This window comes from Streptomyces griseus, assembly GCF_900460065.1.
In the GTDB taxonomy this organism is placed as follows: Bacteria; Actinomycetota; Actinomycetes; order Streptomycetales; family Streptomycetaceae; genus Streptomyces; species Streptomyces griseus.
This window is the reverse complement of sequence record NZ_UAVD01000039.1, coordinates 16,153-30,913: the sequence shown is the minus strand read 5'-3', so window position 1 is coordinate 30,913 and position 14,761 is coordinate 16,153. Positions and strand designations below refer to the sequence as shown.

The following is a 14,761-nucleotide window of genomic DNA, read 5'->3' as shown; positions in this document are numbered from 1 at the left end:
CTCCTACGGTCCGACGACACCGACAGAGTGACAGACGGGCCGCAGCCATAAGCACCGAGTTACCGAAGTGGGCAGAAAATCGAGCAGATTCGAACGCAACGCTTCGGAAAACGCACCACCGCGAGGGCCCGAGCCGCACCGAAGGTGCGGAGGACCCCGTCCGGCCGGTTCACGACGCGTCGGCAGTGGTGTCGCCGGAGGGCCGGGCCGCCCTTCTCCTGCGGTGGACCACCACCCCGCACACCAGGAGCAGGAGCGCCACCACGGCGGACACCCCGAAGACCGTGCGCTCGGCGAAAAGCCTTCCCAGCACCTCCAGCACGCCGATCCCCGCGGTCGCGTAGATCAGCGCCCAGGCCGCCCCGCCCACGAACAGCGCCGGGAGGTAGCGCGGCAACGGCATGCGCATGCTGCCCGCGAGGAAGTTGACGGCGGTCTGGAACCCGACCGTCAGGAAGGAGACGGCCACCACCGGCGCACCCCACCGCTGGATGGCGCGCTCGGCACGCCGGAACCTCTCCGACGAGGTGAGCCCCGCGAACCTGCCGCGCCGGGCGCCGGCGCCCGCGAGCCATCCGACGGCGAAGGTCCCTCCGGCGCGGAGCAGGACGATGACGTACAGGGCCCCGGCCGCGAGCGCGATCCTATCCACAGTGCCCCACCTTGCGCCCTGCCCGCGTCCGTCCGGTCCGCCGGGTCTTCACCTGCGGCTCCCGAACCGGCTCCGCACACCTCGGACCCCCACCAAGGAAGGCCAGCCTAACCGAACGAACTCCGGGCGGCGCGGGGCGGTGGCCGCCACCCGCGGGATGAAATACTTACCACTCGGTCGGGATTTATCCGCCAGAGAGTGTACGTTCGTACGCTCGGGGGTTAGGGTCCTCCGCATGACCGTCGACATCGAGGCACGTCCTCTCCGCGCCGAGCGGAACGCGCGGACCGCCGTGGCCGTGCTGTTCTTCACCAACGGGGCCCTGTTCGCCAACCTGCTGCCGCGGTATCCGCAGATCAAGGAGGATCTGGCGATCGGCAACGGCGCCTACGGGCTCGCGGTCGCCGCGTTCCCGGCGGGGGCCATCGCGGCCGGCCTCGCGGCGGGTGTGCTGATCCGCCGCGCGGGCTCGGCCCAGGTCGCGGTCGCCGGCACCCTGCTGACGGCGATGGGGATCCTGGCCGCCGGCCTCGCCCCGTCGCCCGTGCTGTTCGCGGGCGCGCTGTTCCTGGCCGGAGCCATGGACGCGCTGACGGATGTCGCGCAGAACGCGCACGGCCTACGGGTGCAGCGGCTCTACGGCCGCTCCATCCTGAACTCGTTCCACGCGATCTGGTCCATCGGCGCCGTCACCGGAGGGCTGATGGCCGCCGGGGCGATGTCGCTGGGCCTGTCGCTCGGCGTCCACCTCACGGTCTCGGCGATCGTCCTCGTGCTCGCCGCCGCTACCGCGTGGCGCTTCTGCCTGCCCGGCCCGGACAACGAACCGGAGGAGACCGGGCCGGAGCAGCGGAGTGCCGGGCGAGCCGCCGGGGCCTCGCGCGTCGGGTTCGTCCTGGCGGCACTCGTCCTGATCGCCACGGCCGGCACGCTCGTCGAGGACGCCGGGAACTCCTGGGCCGCCCTCTACCTGACCGACTCCCTGCACACCTCCGCGGCGCTCGCCGCCTGGGGGTTCATCGCCCTGGTGGGCGCCCAGTTCATCGGGCGCATCATCGGGGACCGGCTCGTCGACCGCTTCGGCCAGCGTGCCGTGGCCCGGACGGGCGGCCTGATCACCGCGGTCGGCATGGGACTCGCCCTGGCGGTGCCGACGCTGCCCGGAACCATCCTGGGCTTCGCCCTGGCCGGTTTCGGGGTGGCGACGCTGGTGCCCGCGGCGATGCACGAGGCCGACTCCCTGCCCGGCCTCAAACCCGGATCGGGTCTGACCATCGTCTCCTGGCTCATGCGCCTGGGCTTCCTGCTGTCGCCGCCGATCGTCGGCCAGGTCGCCGACGCGGCCGGCCTGCGCACCGGTCTGCTGGTGATCCCCTGCGCCGGGCTGCTGGTGGTGGTCCTCGCCCAGGTCCTGCGGGGCCGGCGCGACTGAACTCCCCCACCGCCGCGGACGGGGGCGGGCGCGGTGGACCCCGGACCGCCGCGAACAGGCGAACGGGGCGGCCGGACACCTGGGTGTCCGGCCGCCCCGCCGGTCCCGTCCGGGGCCGAGCCCCCGGACGGGACGGGTCATCGCGAAAGACCCGCGCGGCGCGCCGGTCGCGCCGGTCGCGCCGGTCGGCTCACGCCTCGCGCGAGCCCGCGTACATCTCGTCGATGAGTCCCCGGTACTCCCGCTCGACGACCGGCCGCTTCAGCTTGAGGCTGGGGGTCAGCTCGCCGTGCTCGACGTCCAGGTCGCGCGGCAGGAGGCGGAACTTCTTGATGGTCTGCCAGCGCTGGAGGCCTTCGTTGAGGCGCTTGACGTACCCGTCGATCAGCTCGACGGTCTGCGGGGCGGCGACGACCTCCGCGTACGACTTGCCCTCCAGGCCGTTCTCGGCGGCCCAGCCGAGGAGGGTGGGGCCGTCGAGCGCGATGAGCGCGGTGCAGAAGTTACGGTCCGCGCCGTGCACCAGGATGTTGGAGACGAACGGGCAGACCGCCTTGAACTGGCCCTCCACCTCCGCCGGGGCGACGTACTTGCCGCCGGACGTCTTGATCAGGTCCTTCTTGCGGTCGGTGATGCGCAGGTAGCCGTCGGCCGACAGCTCGCCGATGTCCCCGGTGTGGATCCAGCCGTCCGACTCCAGGACCTCGTCGGTCTTGTCGGGCAGGTTGTGGTAGCCCTGCATGACGCCGGGGCCGCGCAGCAGGATCTCGCCGTCGTCGGCAATGCGCACCTCGGTGCCGGGGAGCGGCTTGCCGACGGTGCCGGTCCGGTAGGCCTCGCCCGGGTTGACGAAGGAGGCGGCGCTGGTCTCCGTGAGGCCGTAGCCCTCCAGGATGTGGACGCCGGCGCCGGCGAAGAAGTAACCGATGTCCGGGGCGAGCGCGGCGGAGCCGGAGATGCAGGCGCGCAGCCGGCCGCCGAAGGCGTCACGGATCTTGGAGAAGACGAGCGCGTCGGCGACCTTGTGCTTGGCGCCGAGGGCGAAGGGGACGGACGCCTTGCCGGTGCGCCGGAAGTTGTCCTGGGAGACCTTGGCGTACTCGCGGGCCACCCCGGCGGCCCACTGGAAGATCTTGTACTTGGCGCCGCCGCCCGCGCGGGCCTTGGAGGCCACCCCGTTGTAGACCTTCTCGAAGATCCGGGGCACGGCGGCCATGTAGGTCGGCTGGACGACCGGCAGGTTCTCGATGATCTTGTCGATGCGGCCGTCGATCGCGGTGACGTGGCCGACCTCGATCTGTCCCGAGGTGAGGACCTTGCCGAAGACGTGGGCGAGGGGCAGCCAGAGGTACTGCACGTCCTCGGCGGTGATCAGACCGGTCGCCACGGTGGCCTTGGCCATGTACGACCAGTTGTCGTGCGGCAGCCGTACGCCCTTGGGGCGGCCGGTGGTGCCCGAGGTGTAGATAAGGGTGGCGAGCTGGTCGGCGGTGATCGCGGCGACCCGCTCGGTGACCGCGTCCGGAGTCTTGGCGAGGAGCTCGGCGCCCCGGGCCTCCAGCTCGGCGAGGGTGATGATCCAGCCCTCGGGGTCGTCGGCGGCGGGCTCGACGCCGGCCGGGTCGATGACCACGACATGGGCGAGGTTCGGCAGTTCCGCGCGGGTCTCCCGGGCCTTGGCCAGCTGCTCGGCGTCCTCGGCGATGAGGACGCGGCTCTCGGAGTCGGCCAGGATGAAGGCGGACTCCTCGGCGTTCGTGGACGGGTAGATGGTGGTCGTCGCGGCGCCCGCGCACATCACCCCGAGGTCGATGAGGACCCACTCCACCCGGGTGGCCGAGGAGAGGGCGACCCGCTCCTCCGGCCGCACGCCGAGGGCGATCAGCCCGGCGGCGATCGCGTAGACCCGCTCCGAGGCCTGGCCCCAGCTCAGCGACTTCCAGTCATCGGGGCCCGTGCCCGAGGCCGACGGCACCGGATAGCGGTACGCCTCCCCGTCCGGGGTCGCCGCCACGCGGTCGATGAAGAGGGCCGCCACGGAGGGCGGCCGGTTATCGATCAAGGTCTGTGTGTCGCTCACGACGTCCTCCGGGCCTGCGGCATTGCTACGACCGGCTTCTTTGATGCTCGCGTCCTGCTGTGCAACCTGCTTGTTCGGCTTGTTTAACTGACCAGTAACCATCGAGTCGTGATCAGACTAGAGCGCGCGTGTCCGCCACGTAAGAGGCAACGGACCCCGGCTTTCATAACGAAAGGGCCCCCACGCCGGTACTGCGGCATGGGGGCCCTCGGAGAGCGGACTACTTCTTGCCCTTGCCCTCACCCGCGGACTCGTCGGTCGACAGGACGGAGATGAAGGCGTCCTGCGGAACCTCCACGTTGCCGACCATCTTCATCCGCTTCTTGCCTTCCTTCTGCTTCTCCAGCAGCTTCCGCTTACGGGAGATGTCACCGCCGTAGCACTTGGCGAGGACGTCCTTGCGGATCGCGCGGACGGTCTCGCGGGCGATGACCCGGGCGCCGATGGCCGCCTGGATCGGCACCTCGAAGTTCTGCCGGGGGATGAGCTTCTGGAGCTTGGCGACGAGCCGCACGCCGTACGCGTACGCCTTGTCCTTGTGCGTGACCGCGGAGAACGCGTCCACCTTGTCGCCGTGGAGCAGGATGTCGACCTTGACGAGGTTGGCCGTCTGCTCGCCGGTGGGCTCGTAGTCGAGGGAGGCGTACCCCCGGGTCTTGGACTTCAGCTGGTCGAAGAAGTCGAAGACGATCTCCGCGAGCGGCAGGGTGTAGCGGATCTCGACCCGGTCCTCGGAGAGGTAGTCCATGCCGAGCAGGGTGCCGCGCCGGCCCTGGCACAGCTCCATGATCGCGCCGATGAACTCGCTGGGGGCCAGCACCGTGGCGCGGACGACCGGCTCGTGCACCTTGTCGATCTTGCCCTCGGGGAACTCGCTCGGGTTGGTGACGACGTGCTCGGTGCCGTCCTCCATCTCGACGCGGTAGACCACGTTGGGGGCGGTGGCGATCAGGTCGAGCCCGAACTCGCGCTCCAGCCGCTCCCGGACCACGTCCAGGTGGAGCAGGCCGAGGAAGCCGACCCGGAAGCCGAAGCCGAGCGCGGCGGAGGTCTCCGGCTCGTAGACCAGGGCCGCGTCGTTGAGCTGGAGCTTGTCCAGCGCCTCGCGCAGGTCCGGGTAGTCCGAGCCGTCCAGCGGATACAGCCCCGAGAACACCATCGGCTTGGGGTCCTTGTACCCGCCCAGCGCCTCGGTCGCCCCGTTCTGCAGGGAGGTGATCGTGTCACCGACCTTGGACTGCCGGACGTCCTTCACACCCGTGATGATGTAGCCGACCTCGCCGACGCCGATGCCGTCGGCCGGGGTCATCTCCGGGGACGACACCCCGATCTCCAGCAGCTCGTGGGTGGCGCCGGTCGACATCATCCGGATGCGCTCGCGCTTGTTGAGCTGGCCGTCGACGACACGGACGTAGGTGACGACGCCCCGGTACGAGTCGTAGACCGAGTCGAAGATCATCGCGCGGGCGGGGGCGTCCGCGACACCGACCGGGGCCGGCACGTCGCGCACGACCCGGTCGAGCAGCGCGTCCACGCCGACGCCGGTCTTCGCGGAGACCTTGAGCACGTCCTCGGGCTGGCAGCCGATGAGGTTGGCCAGCTCCTCGGAGAACTTCTCCGGCTGGGCGGCCGGGAGGTCGATCTTGTTGAGCACCGGGACGATGGTGAGGTCGTTCTCCATCGCGAGATAGAGGTTGGCCAGCGTCTGGGCCTCGATGCCCTGCGCGGCGTCGACCAGCAGGACCGTGCCCTCGCAGGCCGCGAGCGAACGGGAGACCTCGTAGGTGAAGTCCACGTGGCCCGGGGTGTCGATCATGTTGAGGACATGGGTCAGCCCCTTGTCCTCACCCTCGGTGGGCGCCCAGGGCAGCCGGACCGCCTGGGACTTGATGGTGATGCCGCGCTCGCGCTCGATGTCCATCCGGTCGAGGTACTGAGCACGCATCTGCCGCTGGTCGACCACACCGGTCAGCTGGAGCATCCGGTCGGCAAGGGTCGACTTGCCGTGGTCGATGTGCGCGATGATGCAGAAATTGCGGATCAGCGCCGGGTCGGTACGGCTCGGCTCGGGCACGTTGGAAGGAGTCGCGGGCACGCAGGGTCCTGATTCTTGAGACGCCGAACGCCGTGTCTCGGGTCGATGTCGGGTCGGTCGGATCGATACGTAGGCTCCATCGTCCCACGCCTGCGGGGCAGCGACCGGTTTGGGCCGGTCGGAGGGTGACTGCTACCGTGGACAGCTGTGCCTCGTGGCTCTCACGAGCGGCGGGGCTCACCCAGAAGATCCAACGAACCTGAAAAGGCTCTTTCGTGGCGAACATCAAGTCCCAGATCAAGCGGAACAAGACCAACGAGAAGGCGCGCCTGCGCAACAAGGCCGTCAAGTCGTCGCTCAAGACCGCGATCCGCAAGGCCCGCGAGGCCGTCGTCGCGGGTGACGTCGAGAAGGCCACCACGGCCGTCCGCGACGCCTCCCGTCAGCTCGACAAGGCCGTCTCGAAGGGTGTCATCCACAAGAACGCCGCCGCCAACAAGAAGTCGGCGCTGGCGTCCAAGGTTGCCTCCCTGCAGGCCTGAGCTTCTTCCCGAAGCTCACTGATGTGATCGCCGGGACGGACCAGCGGGCCCTCTCTCCCGCCCCTGACCGGCACCCCGCGCCGCACACCGAACCTGCGTTCGCCACGCGGGTGCGGCGCACCCCAGCATGACCCGGAAGCCCCGGGCGCGGATCTCCCCAGGTCGGCGCACCGGGGCTTCCGCGCGTACAAGGCGCGTCCGGGCCATCCCGGCCGACCCGGACCACCACCCAGCCCGTCCGGCGCTTGAGGACGGAACCGGTGATCGCACGAGGGCCCGCACGCCACGGCGGACCCGCCCACCGCACCGGCCCGGAGTCGCACCGCACCGGCCGGGAGGCCTACCGCCCCGCCCGCGCGGCCCGGGCAACGACGACGACGGCCTTCTCCAGGGCGTACTCGGGGTCGTCCCCCCCGCCCTTCACCCCCGCGTCCGCCGCGGCCACGGCCCGCAGGGCCACCGCGACCCCGTCCGGCGTCCATCCCCGCATCTGCTGCCGCACCCGGTCGATCTTCCACGGCGGCATACCCAGCTCCCGGGCGAGATCGGCCGGCCGCCCGCCCCTCGCGGAGGACAGCTTCCCGATCGCCCGCACGCCCTGCGCCAGCGCACTGGTGATCAGGACGGGCGGGACCCCCGTCGACAACGACCACCGCAGCGCCTCCAGCGCCTCCGCCGCCCGTCCCTCGACCGCCCGGTCGGCGACGGTGAACGAGGAGGCCTCGGCCCGCCCGGTGTAATAGCGCCCGACGACCGCCTCGTCGATCGTGCCCTCGACGTCCGCGATCAGCTGGGACACCGCGCTCGCCAGCTCCCGCAGATCGCTGCCGATGGAGTCGACCAGCGCCTGGCATGCCTCCGGCGTCGCGGACCGCCCGTGGGTCCGGAACTCCGACCGTACGAACGAGAGCCGCTCGGCCGGCTTGGTGGTCTTCGGGCAGGCGACCTCCCGCGCCCCGGCCTTCCGCGCCGCGTCCAGCAGCCCCTTGCCCTTGGCGCCGCCCGCGTGCAGCAGGACGAGCGTGATCTCCTCGACCGGTGCGCCGAGATACGCCTTGACGTCCTTGACCGTGTCGGCCGAGAGGTCCTGCGCGTTGCGCACGATCACGACCTTGCGCTCGGCGAAGAGCGAGGGGCTGGTGAGCTCGGCGAGCGTGCCGGGCTGCAACTGGTCGGACGCCAGATCACGTACGTCCGTGTCGGCGTCGGCAGCACGCGCGGCCGCCACCACCTGCTGCACCGCACGGTCCAGGAGGAGGTCCTCCTGGCCCACGGCGAGAGTGAGGGGCGCGAGCGGATCGTCGGTGGAATTCTTCCTGGTGGCCATCGCGGTCCAGCATCCCACGCCCCACTGACAGCCCGGACGGTCCCGGACAGCCCCGGCCACCTCGTCCCGTACCGGAGAATGACCGGGTGAGCGATGTGAGACATGTACTGGTGCTGCCCGACCGCGACGCCGCGGAGGAGGTGGCCGAGGAGCTGGCGGACCGCTTCGGGGTCGCCGAGGAGCCTCAGCTCGTACGGGACGCGCTGGCCGGCGAGGACGACGCCGAGGACGCCCAGTGGCTGGTGGTCGTGGAGGACGCGGCCGGGCGGCTGGACCCGGCCGCGCTCGACGCGTTCGCGGAGGAGTACGAGGGCTGGCTGGAGAAGCCGTGACGACCGGCCGGACCGGGTTCCCGGTACCGGTCCACTCGGACCTCGGGCCTCGGTACCGGCCCGGCCGTGCGGCCACTGGGGGACGGCTCAGCCCTTGGGCACGATCTGGATGTCCAGGTCGATCACGATGCTCGGCCCCACCACGGCGATCCCGCGCGCCAGCATGGTCTGCCAGGTGAGGGTGAAGTCCTCGCGGTGCAGTTCGGTGGTGGCCCGGCAGGCGGCACGCGTCTCGCCCTCCAGCCCGTTGCCGATACCGAGGTACTGGGTGTCCAGCGTCACGGTGCGGCTGACGCCGTGCAGGGTCAGCGCACCGGTGACACCCCACCGGTTGCCGCCCCGGTGGACGAAGCGCTCGCTGTAGAACTCCAGCGTCGGGTAGCGGCCGACGTCGAGGAAGTCTCCGGAGCGCAGGTGGTCGTCGCGCATCTGCACATTGGTGTCGATCGAGGCCGCGTCGATGATCACGTGCATGGCGGAGTCCTCCATGCGGTCGGCGATCCGGACCGCCCCGGCGAAGGTGTTGAACCTGCCGTGGATGCGCGCCAGCCCGATGTGGCGGGCGGTGAAACCGATCTGCGAGTGGTTCGGCTCGATGTCCCAGTCGCCGGGGTCGGGCAGCTGCGGCGGCTGCGCCACCTGGAGGGTCACATCGCCCAGGGTGGCGTGCGCCCCCTCGGCCACCGTCACCGCTCCGTGGAACGGGTTGAAGCCCTCGGCCGTGATCGCCAGCCGGTAATCGCCCGCCGGAACCGTGGCGAGAACGCTGCCGAAGGGGTCTGTCTCACCGCCGACCACCTTGCGGCCCGCGCTGTCGGTCACGACGAACTCGGCCTGCAACACCGGTTCGTTGACCGGGTCCAGCACCCGGCAGTTGAGCACGCCCGCGGTACGGGGCATCCGGAATCCGGCGAGGGCCCCACCGCGCCCACCCGCCTGGCCTCTGTTTCCCAGCCAACGGCCGAACATCTCTACGTACCCCCAGGGGCGCTGCGCGCTTCGGGCCCTGACAGGTGGACGTCTTTGTCGGATCAGCGGCCCGCCGACGAGCATGCATTCGATCACTGTTGCGGCGTTCGAGGCAAACGGAGCAGCTCGGAGGGTCTTGTACAGAGCTGCCACAGGGTGTAATGAGGTGTACGGACCTAGGCCGAGGTGAGCGGAGCTGCGACGACCTGTGCGCAGGTGTCACCGAAGGTCCGAATGGCGAGTTCCGCTCGTCCGGATCAGCCGCCCGGCACTCCCGCCACGCCCGTCCGCTTCGTCCGCCGCCGACGTGCGTCCGCCACGCTCCTCCCCCGTGTCCGCCCAAGGCGTTCGCGCGTCACCGGCCGGCGTCGGGCCCCTGCGACACGAGCGCCTCCCGGAGCCGGGGGACCCGGGAGAGCCGCACCCCGAAGTGGTCCCGGTAGGCGGCGAGCACCTCCTCGTCCGTGACCAGTTCCGTACGGTGCTGGTCCCCGCCGACCGTGGTGACCAGGGTCCGCCCGCTCAACGTCACCCGCCCGGTCTCCGTGAACCGGGAGCACACCAACGAGCGGGTGAAGTGCGAGTCCGGCGAGGTGCGGTGGTACCAGGCCCCTCCCCGGAACTCCGGCAGCGTCCGCGGCCTCGGATCGAGCCGGAACTGCCGTGAGCCGCCGCGCAGCAGGTCCAGGTCCCCCTGCGGCGCCTGACGGAGCCGGAACACACCCCGGGGATCCTCCTGGTCCGCCCGGTCGTCGAGCGCCAGCGGCCACAGCGCGTTGTCGCCGAACCCGACGTCCGCCAGCCAGGGCCCCGTGCCGTCCACGGTTTCCACCCGCAGTGCCATGTGGTCGTACGGGATGCCCAGACGGCCGCCGTCCCCGAAGACGCGGGCCTGGAGCAGGGTCACCCGGAAGCCGAGGGCACGCAGCAACGCCCCGAAAGCGCCGTTCAGTTCGTAGCAGAAGCCGCCGCGCCCGCCGGTCACCTTGGCCACGAGCGCCCGCTCCTCCAGCACGATGTCCTCGCCGAGATGGACCGAGAGGTTCTCGAAGGGCACGGCGAGCAGGTGCCGGTGCTGGAGGTCGCGCAGCGCCTCGATGTCGGCCCGCGTCGGACGGTCCGCGCCGATCCGGGCGAGATAGGCGTCGACGGCGGCAGCGGTCACGCCGTCGTCGGGTCCCGGGACGAAGGCTCCGGACGTCGTGGGTGTCTGCGGGGTCATGAGCCCAGTCTGCGCCCCGCTCCCGCCCCACGACCACCAGTCCTGCCACGGGTCCAGGAGTGGTCCTAGGACTCCCGGCCGAGGCCTCTCGTCCGAGGCGTGGCACGGTGATCGCGCTCTAGTCTGACGGGCATGACCGAACCCGATCCCGCGCGCAGCCGGGAGCAGCGCAAGCAGGACACCCTGGACCGTCTGCGGCAGGACGAGGACGCGTGGGTGGCGACGGCCTCCGCGGACGGCGAGCCCACGCTGGTACCGCTGTCGTTCCTCTGGGACGACGGGACCGGCACCCTGGTCATGGCCACCCGGCGGACCAATCCCACCGCCGTCAACGTGACGCCCAACGGCCCGATCCGTCTCACCCTGGGCCACACCCGTGACGTGGTGCTGATCGAGGGCGGGGCGACGATCCTGGAAGGGGCCGACCTCCCCGTCGCGACGAGGAAGGCCTTCGCCGCGAAGCTCCGGTGGGACCCTCGTGTCCCCGTCTGGGTGTTCCTGCACGTCACCCCCCGCACGGTGCGCGCCTGGCGCGAGGTGAACGAACTCGCCGACCGTGACCTGATGCTCGACGGAACGTGGCTGGTCTGACTCCGGCGCCGTCATGACCGGCCCGCCGCCCGCAACTCCTTCCCCGCGCCCGCCACCGCGATCGGCCCGTCGGTGTCGGTGCGCAGGACCCGGGCCCCGGCCGCTGTGAGGGCGCCCACCGTGCGGGCCGAGGGGTGCCCGTACGGGTTGTCCGCGCCGCAGGAGATCAGCGCCAGCCTCGGCCGTACGCTGTGGAGCAGCCCGGCGTCCTGGAACGCCGAGCCGTGGTGGGCCACCTTGAGGACGTCCACCCGCCCCGGAGCCTCCCGGCCGCGCAGCAACTGCCGTTGGGCCGGGGGTTCGAGGTCTCCCAGGAGCAGCAGCGTCAGTCCGCCGGCCGCCCGTACGCGCAGGGTGACGCTGGAGTCGTTCGGCTCCCGCACCGGCGCGCCCGCTCCCCCGGGCCCTTGGCGCGGCCAGAGGACCCGCCAGTCGACCGGGCCCGCCCGGCGGTGCTCGCCCGCCTCGGCCCGCATCGTCGGAACCCGCGCCGCGGCCGCTGTCCGCCGCACGAACGCGGCCTGTTCCGGAGGCACTTCGAGGCTCGTCGTCTGGATCGCGCCCACCGCCCTGCCCCGGAGCACGCCGGGCAGACCGCGCACGTGGTCGGCGTGGAAGTGGGTGAGGACCACGAGGGGGACACGGGTCACCGCGAGATCGCGCAGACACCGGTCCACCGCACGGGGGTCGGGTCCGGCGTCGACGACCACCCCCGTGCCCTCTCCCGCCCTGAGCACCATCGCGTCGCCCTGCCCCACGTCGCAGAGCGCGAACGCCCAGTCGGGCGGCGGCCACCCGGTCATGATCCGGGTCAGCGGAACGGGTCTCAGGACCGCCAGCACGAGGAGCAGCCCGGTGGCCGCGCAGATCCAGGGGCGGCGGGCCAGCCCCGGCGCCAGGAGCACGACCGACACCGTGAGACCGGCCAGCAGCGCCGCGCCGGACCACCCTCCGGGCCACTGGGCCTCCGCCCCGGGGAGCCCCGCCCCCGTGCGGGCGACCGCGGCGATCCACCCGACCGGCCAGCCGGCGATCCCGGCCAGCAGTTCGGCCGCCGGCGGGGCGACCGGGGCGACGGCGAGGGCCGCGAACCCGAGCACGGTCGCGGGGGCCACCGCGAACTCCGCCAGCAGATTGCACGGGACCGCCACCAGGCTGACCCGTGAGGCCAGGACCACCACCACGGGTGCGCACACGGCCTGCGCTGCCGCCGCCGCGGCCAGCACCTCGGCGAGCCTGCCCGGCACCCGCCGCGCCCGCAGGGCGGCGCTCCACCGCGGCGCCAGGGTCAGCAGCGCACCGGTGGCGAGCACCGACAGCAGGAAGCCGTAGCTCCGGGCGAGCCAGGGGTCGTAGAGGACCAGGAGGACGACAGCTCCCGCCAGGGCGGGGATCAGGGACCTCCGGCGCCCCGTTCCGATCGCGAGCAGCGTGATGAGTCCGCAGGCTGCCGCGCGCAGCACGCTCGGTTCCGGACGGCACACGACGACGAAGGCGAGGGTCAGCCCGCCGCCGATCAGCGCGGTCCCTCGCAGGGAGAGCCCCAACAGGGGTGCCAGGCCTCTCCGTTCCGCGCTCAGCGCCGACCCCGGCGGTCCGACGAGGAGGACGAGGATGATCGACAGATTCGCCCCGGAAACGCTGAGGAGGTGTGTCAGATCGGTCGCTTTGAAGGCGTCGTGGAGCTCGGGCGGCACCCTGGAGGTGTCACCGACCACCAGCCCCGGCAGCAGCGCACGGGCGTCCGCGTCCAGATCGTCCGTCGCCTCACGCAACCCGGCGCGCAGCTCCCCGGCCGTGCGCTGGATCCACGTCGGCCGGCCGATGATCCGGGGCGCGCCCGCGTCGTCCACCCGGAGGACCGCCGCCAGGCGCTCACCCTCATGGGCGGGGGGCGAGAGCCTGCCGCCGAGCCGGAGCCGGGTGGACGGCAGCAGCTTCCGCCAGTCCGCCCGGTGGTCGCCCGCCGCGACCGTGAGCAGCACGGGTGTCCGGACCCGGGCCCCCGTGCCGTCCGGCGTCCGCACCTCCATGATCTCCGCGTTGATCAGGAGCAGGGCCGGGGCGCTGTGGTTGCCCCGTACCGCCGGCCGGGTCGTCCGGGGATCCGAGGTCACCGTTACGTCGGCGTCGATCCGCGCGTACTCCTCCGCCAGGGCGGGGACGGGGCCGCGTCGCACATCGGCACCGTGGAGTCCGGCCACGGCCGCGCCCGCCGCCGCGCACAGCAGGACGGCTCCCCCGGCGGCGACGGCCCGGGACCGTCCGGCCGGCCGCCCCCGTCCCGAGGTGCGCGAGGCCACCACCAGCAGGACGACCGCCGGAACCAGACAGGCGACGGCCACGGCGGCCACCCACGTCCCCGGCACTCCCAGCGCCCACGCCGCGGCCCCCCAGACCGCCAGGGCGGGCGGAACGAGCCGTAGATCCGTGGCCCCCTCCGCTCGTGAGCCGGCCCCACCCGGCGCACCCCGCGCACCCGGTCCACTCGGATCACTCGGATCACTCGGCGAGCCACCCACGGCGTCGTCCGTGTCCCGGACGGCGCGGGTCCGGGCCTCCGGGCCGCTCATGGCCGTACGAGGGGGTGGATGTCGGCGAAGCGGCGGTCGCCGATCCCGTTGACCTCCCGGAGCTCGTCGACGGACCGGAATCCGTTGTTCTCCGTGCGGTAGTCGATCATGTGCTGGGCCAGCACGGGCCCGACCCCGGGCAGCGTCTCCAACTGCTCCGCGGTCGCGGTGTTCAGGCTCAGCGGCGCCGAAGGCCCGGGGCCGCCCGGTCCGCCGGCCCCGGCGCTCCCGCCTCCGGCCGTCGTGGAGACCGGCGGGCCGAGCGGTAGCCCGACGACGACCTGTTCGCCGTCCATGAGGACCCTCGCCCGATTGAGTCCCGTCACGTCCGTGCCCGCGCGCACACCGCCGGCCGCGTCGAGCGCGTCCGCCACCCGCGAGCCCGCCGGCAGCCGACGGACCCCCGGCCGACGCACCTTGCCGCTCACGTCGACGACGATCTGCCCGCTCGCGCTCCCGACCGCATCCTCGTCCGGAGGCGACCCCGCGGTCGGGCGCGGGACGTGGCCGGGGCCCCCGGACCGTAACGGATCCGGTGGCAACGCGGGCGCCGCCGCTTCGTCCGCGACCGGCTCCGGTGCACGCACGGCCTGCGGGCGCACCGACCAGAAGTGGAACGCGGCGACCCCCACGGCGACCAGCAGCACCAGCCCGAGCACCACCGGCGTGCGCGGCGCCATCCCGCACCTCAGCCGCACCCACAGGGGCAGCCGCTCCCGAACGGCCGACACGAGACGGCCCGCTCTCGACGTGTCCCCGGACCCCGCCCCCGGAGCCGCCGACGCAGGCACGGGCTCGGTGACGGGCATGGGCCCGGGCATGGGCCCCGGCTCCGGTTCGCGTACCGGTGCGGGCACCGTGTGGTCGCCGGGCCCGGGAACGCCCGCCATCAGCGCGTCCGCCCGACGGCGCGCCGCCGCCGCGGCACGGGCGGAACGACCCCTCGCGGACAGCCGCCCGCCGTGTCGGCCACCGGAACGTGTGCCGGGGCCCACGCCCGCCCGGC

General features: G+C 72.4%; 12 protein-coding genes. 4 read left to right on the top strand and 8 right to left on the bottom strand.

What is annotated here, in order from left to right; all coding sequences use genetic code 11:
- Positions 1–169 precede the first annotated feature (169 nt).
- Positions 170–652, bottom strand: coding sequence for a DedA family protein (locus DTB53_RS28270; protein ID WP_012381010.1), 483 nt, complete (start codon positions 650–652; stop codon positions 170–172).
- A 235-nt stretch (positions 653–887) separates the two neighbouring features.
- Here DTB53_RS28270 and DTB53_RS28265 point away from each other — a divergent pair, with 235 nt between their 5' ends.
- Entirely contained in the window at positions 888–2,084 is a 1,197-nt protein-coding gene (locus DTB53_RS28265; RefSeq protein WP_012381009.1) for an MFS transporter, read from the top strand.
- A 190-nt stretch (positions 2,085–2,274) separates the two neighbouring features.
- On the opposite strand, the gene DTB53_RS28260 is transcribed toward DTB53_RS28265, so the two are convergent.
- Positions 2,275–4,164 carry an AMP-dependent synthetase/ligase gene (locus DTB53_RS28260; RefSeq protein WP_003969245.1) on the bottom strand — a complete coding sequence of 630 codons (1,890 nt, stop codon included), beginning with the start codon at positions 4,162–4,164 and terminating at the stop codon, positions 2,275–2,277.
- Between the two features lie 220 nt (positions 4,165–4,384).
- Positions 4,385–6,259 carry a translation elongation factor 4 gene (gene lepA, locus DTB53_RS28255; RefSeq protein ID WP_003969244.1) on the bottom strand — a complete coding sequence of 625 codons (1,875 nt, stop codon included), beginning with the start codon at positions 6,257–6,259 and terminating at the stop codon, positions 4,385–4,387.
- A 215-nt stretch (positions 6,260–6,474) separates the two neighbouring features.
- Between lepA and rpsT the strand changes: the two genes are divergently transcribed.
- Positions 6,475–6,741, top strand: coding sequence for a 30S ribosomal protein S20 (gene rpsT, locus DTB53_RS28250; protein ID WP_003969243.1), 267 nt, complete (start codon positions 6,475–6,477; stop codon positions 6,739–6,741).
- Positions 6,742–7,081: 340 nt separating this feature from the next.
- On the opposite strand, the gene holA is transcribed toward rpsT, so the two are convergent.
- Positions 7,082–8,068 carry a DNA polymerase III subunit delta gene (gene holA, locus DTB53_RS28245; RefSeq protein WP_003969242.1) on the bottom strand — a complete coding sequence of 329 codons (987 nt, stop codon included), beginning with the start codon at positions 8,066–8,068 and terminating at the stop codon, positions 7,082–7,084.
- An 86-nt stretch (positions 8,069–8,154) separates the two neighbouring features.
- On the opposite strand from holA, the gene DTB53_RS28240 reads away from it, so the two are divergent.
- Complete coding sequence (locus DTB53_RS28240; protein ID WP_003969241.1) at positions 8,155–8,400, top strand: hypothetical protein; 246 nt, start codon at positions 8,155–8,157, stop codon at positions 8,398–8,400.
- 87 nt (positions 8,401–8,487) lie between these two features.
- On the opposite strand, the gene DTB53_RS28235 is transcribed toward DTB53_RS28240, so the two are convergent.
- Together DTB53_RS28235 and DTB53_RS28230 are read right to left on the bottom strand one after the other, a co-directional pair.
- Entirely contained in the window at positions 8,488–9,369 is an 882-nt protein-coding gene (locus tag DTB53_RS28235) for a YceI family protein (RefSeq protein WP_003969240.1), read from the bottom strand.
- A 355-nt stretch (positions 9,370–9,724) separates the two neighbouring features.
- Positions 9,725–10,591: an arylamine N-acetyltransferase family protein gene (locus DTB53_RS28230; RefSeq protein ID WP_172595302.1), complete on the bottom strand. Its 867-nt coding sequence runs from the start codon at positions 10,589–10,591 to the stop codon at positions 9,725–9,727.
- Positions 10,592–10,723: 132 nt separating this feature from the next.
- On the opposite strand from DTB53_RS28230, the gene DTB53_RS28225 reads away from it, so the two are divergent.
- Positions 10,724–11,182: a pyridoxamine 5'-phosphate oxidase family protein gene (locus DTB53_RS28225; protein ID WP_012381007.1), complete on the top strand. Its 459-nt coding sequence runs from the start codon at positions 10,724–10,726 to the stop codon at positions 11,180–11,182.
- An 11-nt stretch (positions 11,183–11,193) separates the two neighbouring features.
- Here DTB53_RS28225 and DTB53_RS28220 read toward each other — a convergent pair whose 3' ends face one another.
- Both DTB53_RS28220 and DTB53_RS38040 read right to left on the bottom strand, forming a co-directional pair.
- Positions 11,194–13,755: a ComEC/Rec2 family competence protein gene (locus DTB53_RS28220; RefSeq protein WP_012381006.1), complete on the bottom strand. Its 2,562-nt coding sequence runs from the start codon at positions 13,753–13,755 to the stop codon at positions 11,194–11,196.
- Complete coding sequence (locus DTB53_RS38040; RefSeq protein ID WP_042497212.1) at positions 13,752–14,435, bottom strand: ComEA family DNA-binding protein; 684 nt, start codon at positions 14,433–14,435, stop codon at positions 13,752–13,754. Before DTB53_RS38040 ends, DTB53_RS28220 begins: the two co-directional genes overlap by 4 nt.
- Positions 14,436–14,761 lie beyond the last annotated feature (326 nt).

Coding starts and splice junctions, on each gene's coding strand:
- DTB53_RS28230 (WP_172595302.1), bottom strand. CDS start 10,591: ATGACCCCGCAGACACCCACGACGTCCGGAGCCTTCGTCCCGGGACCC.
- holA (WP_003969242.1), bottom strand. CDS start 8,068: ATGGCCACCAGGAAGAATTCCACCGACGATCCGCTCGCGCCCCTCACT.
- DTB53_RS28225 (WP_012381007.1), top strand. CDS start 10,724: ATGACCGAACCCGATCCCGCGCGCAGCCGGGAGCAGCGCAAGCAGGAC.
- DTB53_RS28220 (WP_012381006.1), bottom strand. CDS start 13,755: ATGAGCGGCCCGGAGGCCCGGACCCGCGCCGTCCGGGACACGGACGAC.
- DTB53_RS38040 (WP_042497212.1), bottom strand. CDS start 14,435: ATGGCGCCGCGCACGCCGGTGGTGCTCGGGCTGGTGCTGCTGGTCGCC.
- DTB53_RS28265 (WP_012381009.1), top strand. CDS start 888: ATGACCGTCGACATCGAGGCACGTCCTCTCCGCGCCGAGCGGAACGCG.
- DTB53_RS28235 (WP_003969240.1), bottom strand. CDS start 9,369: ATGTTCGGCCGTTGGCTGGGAAACAGAGGCCAGGCGGGTGGGCGCGGT.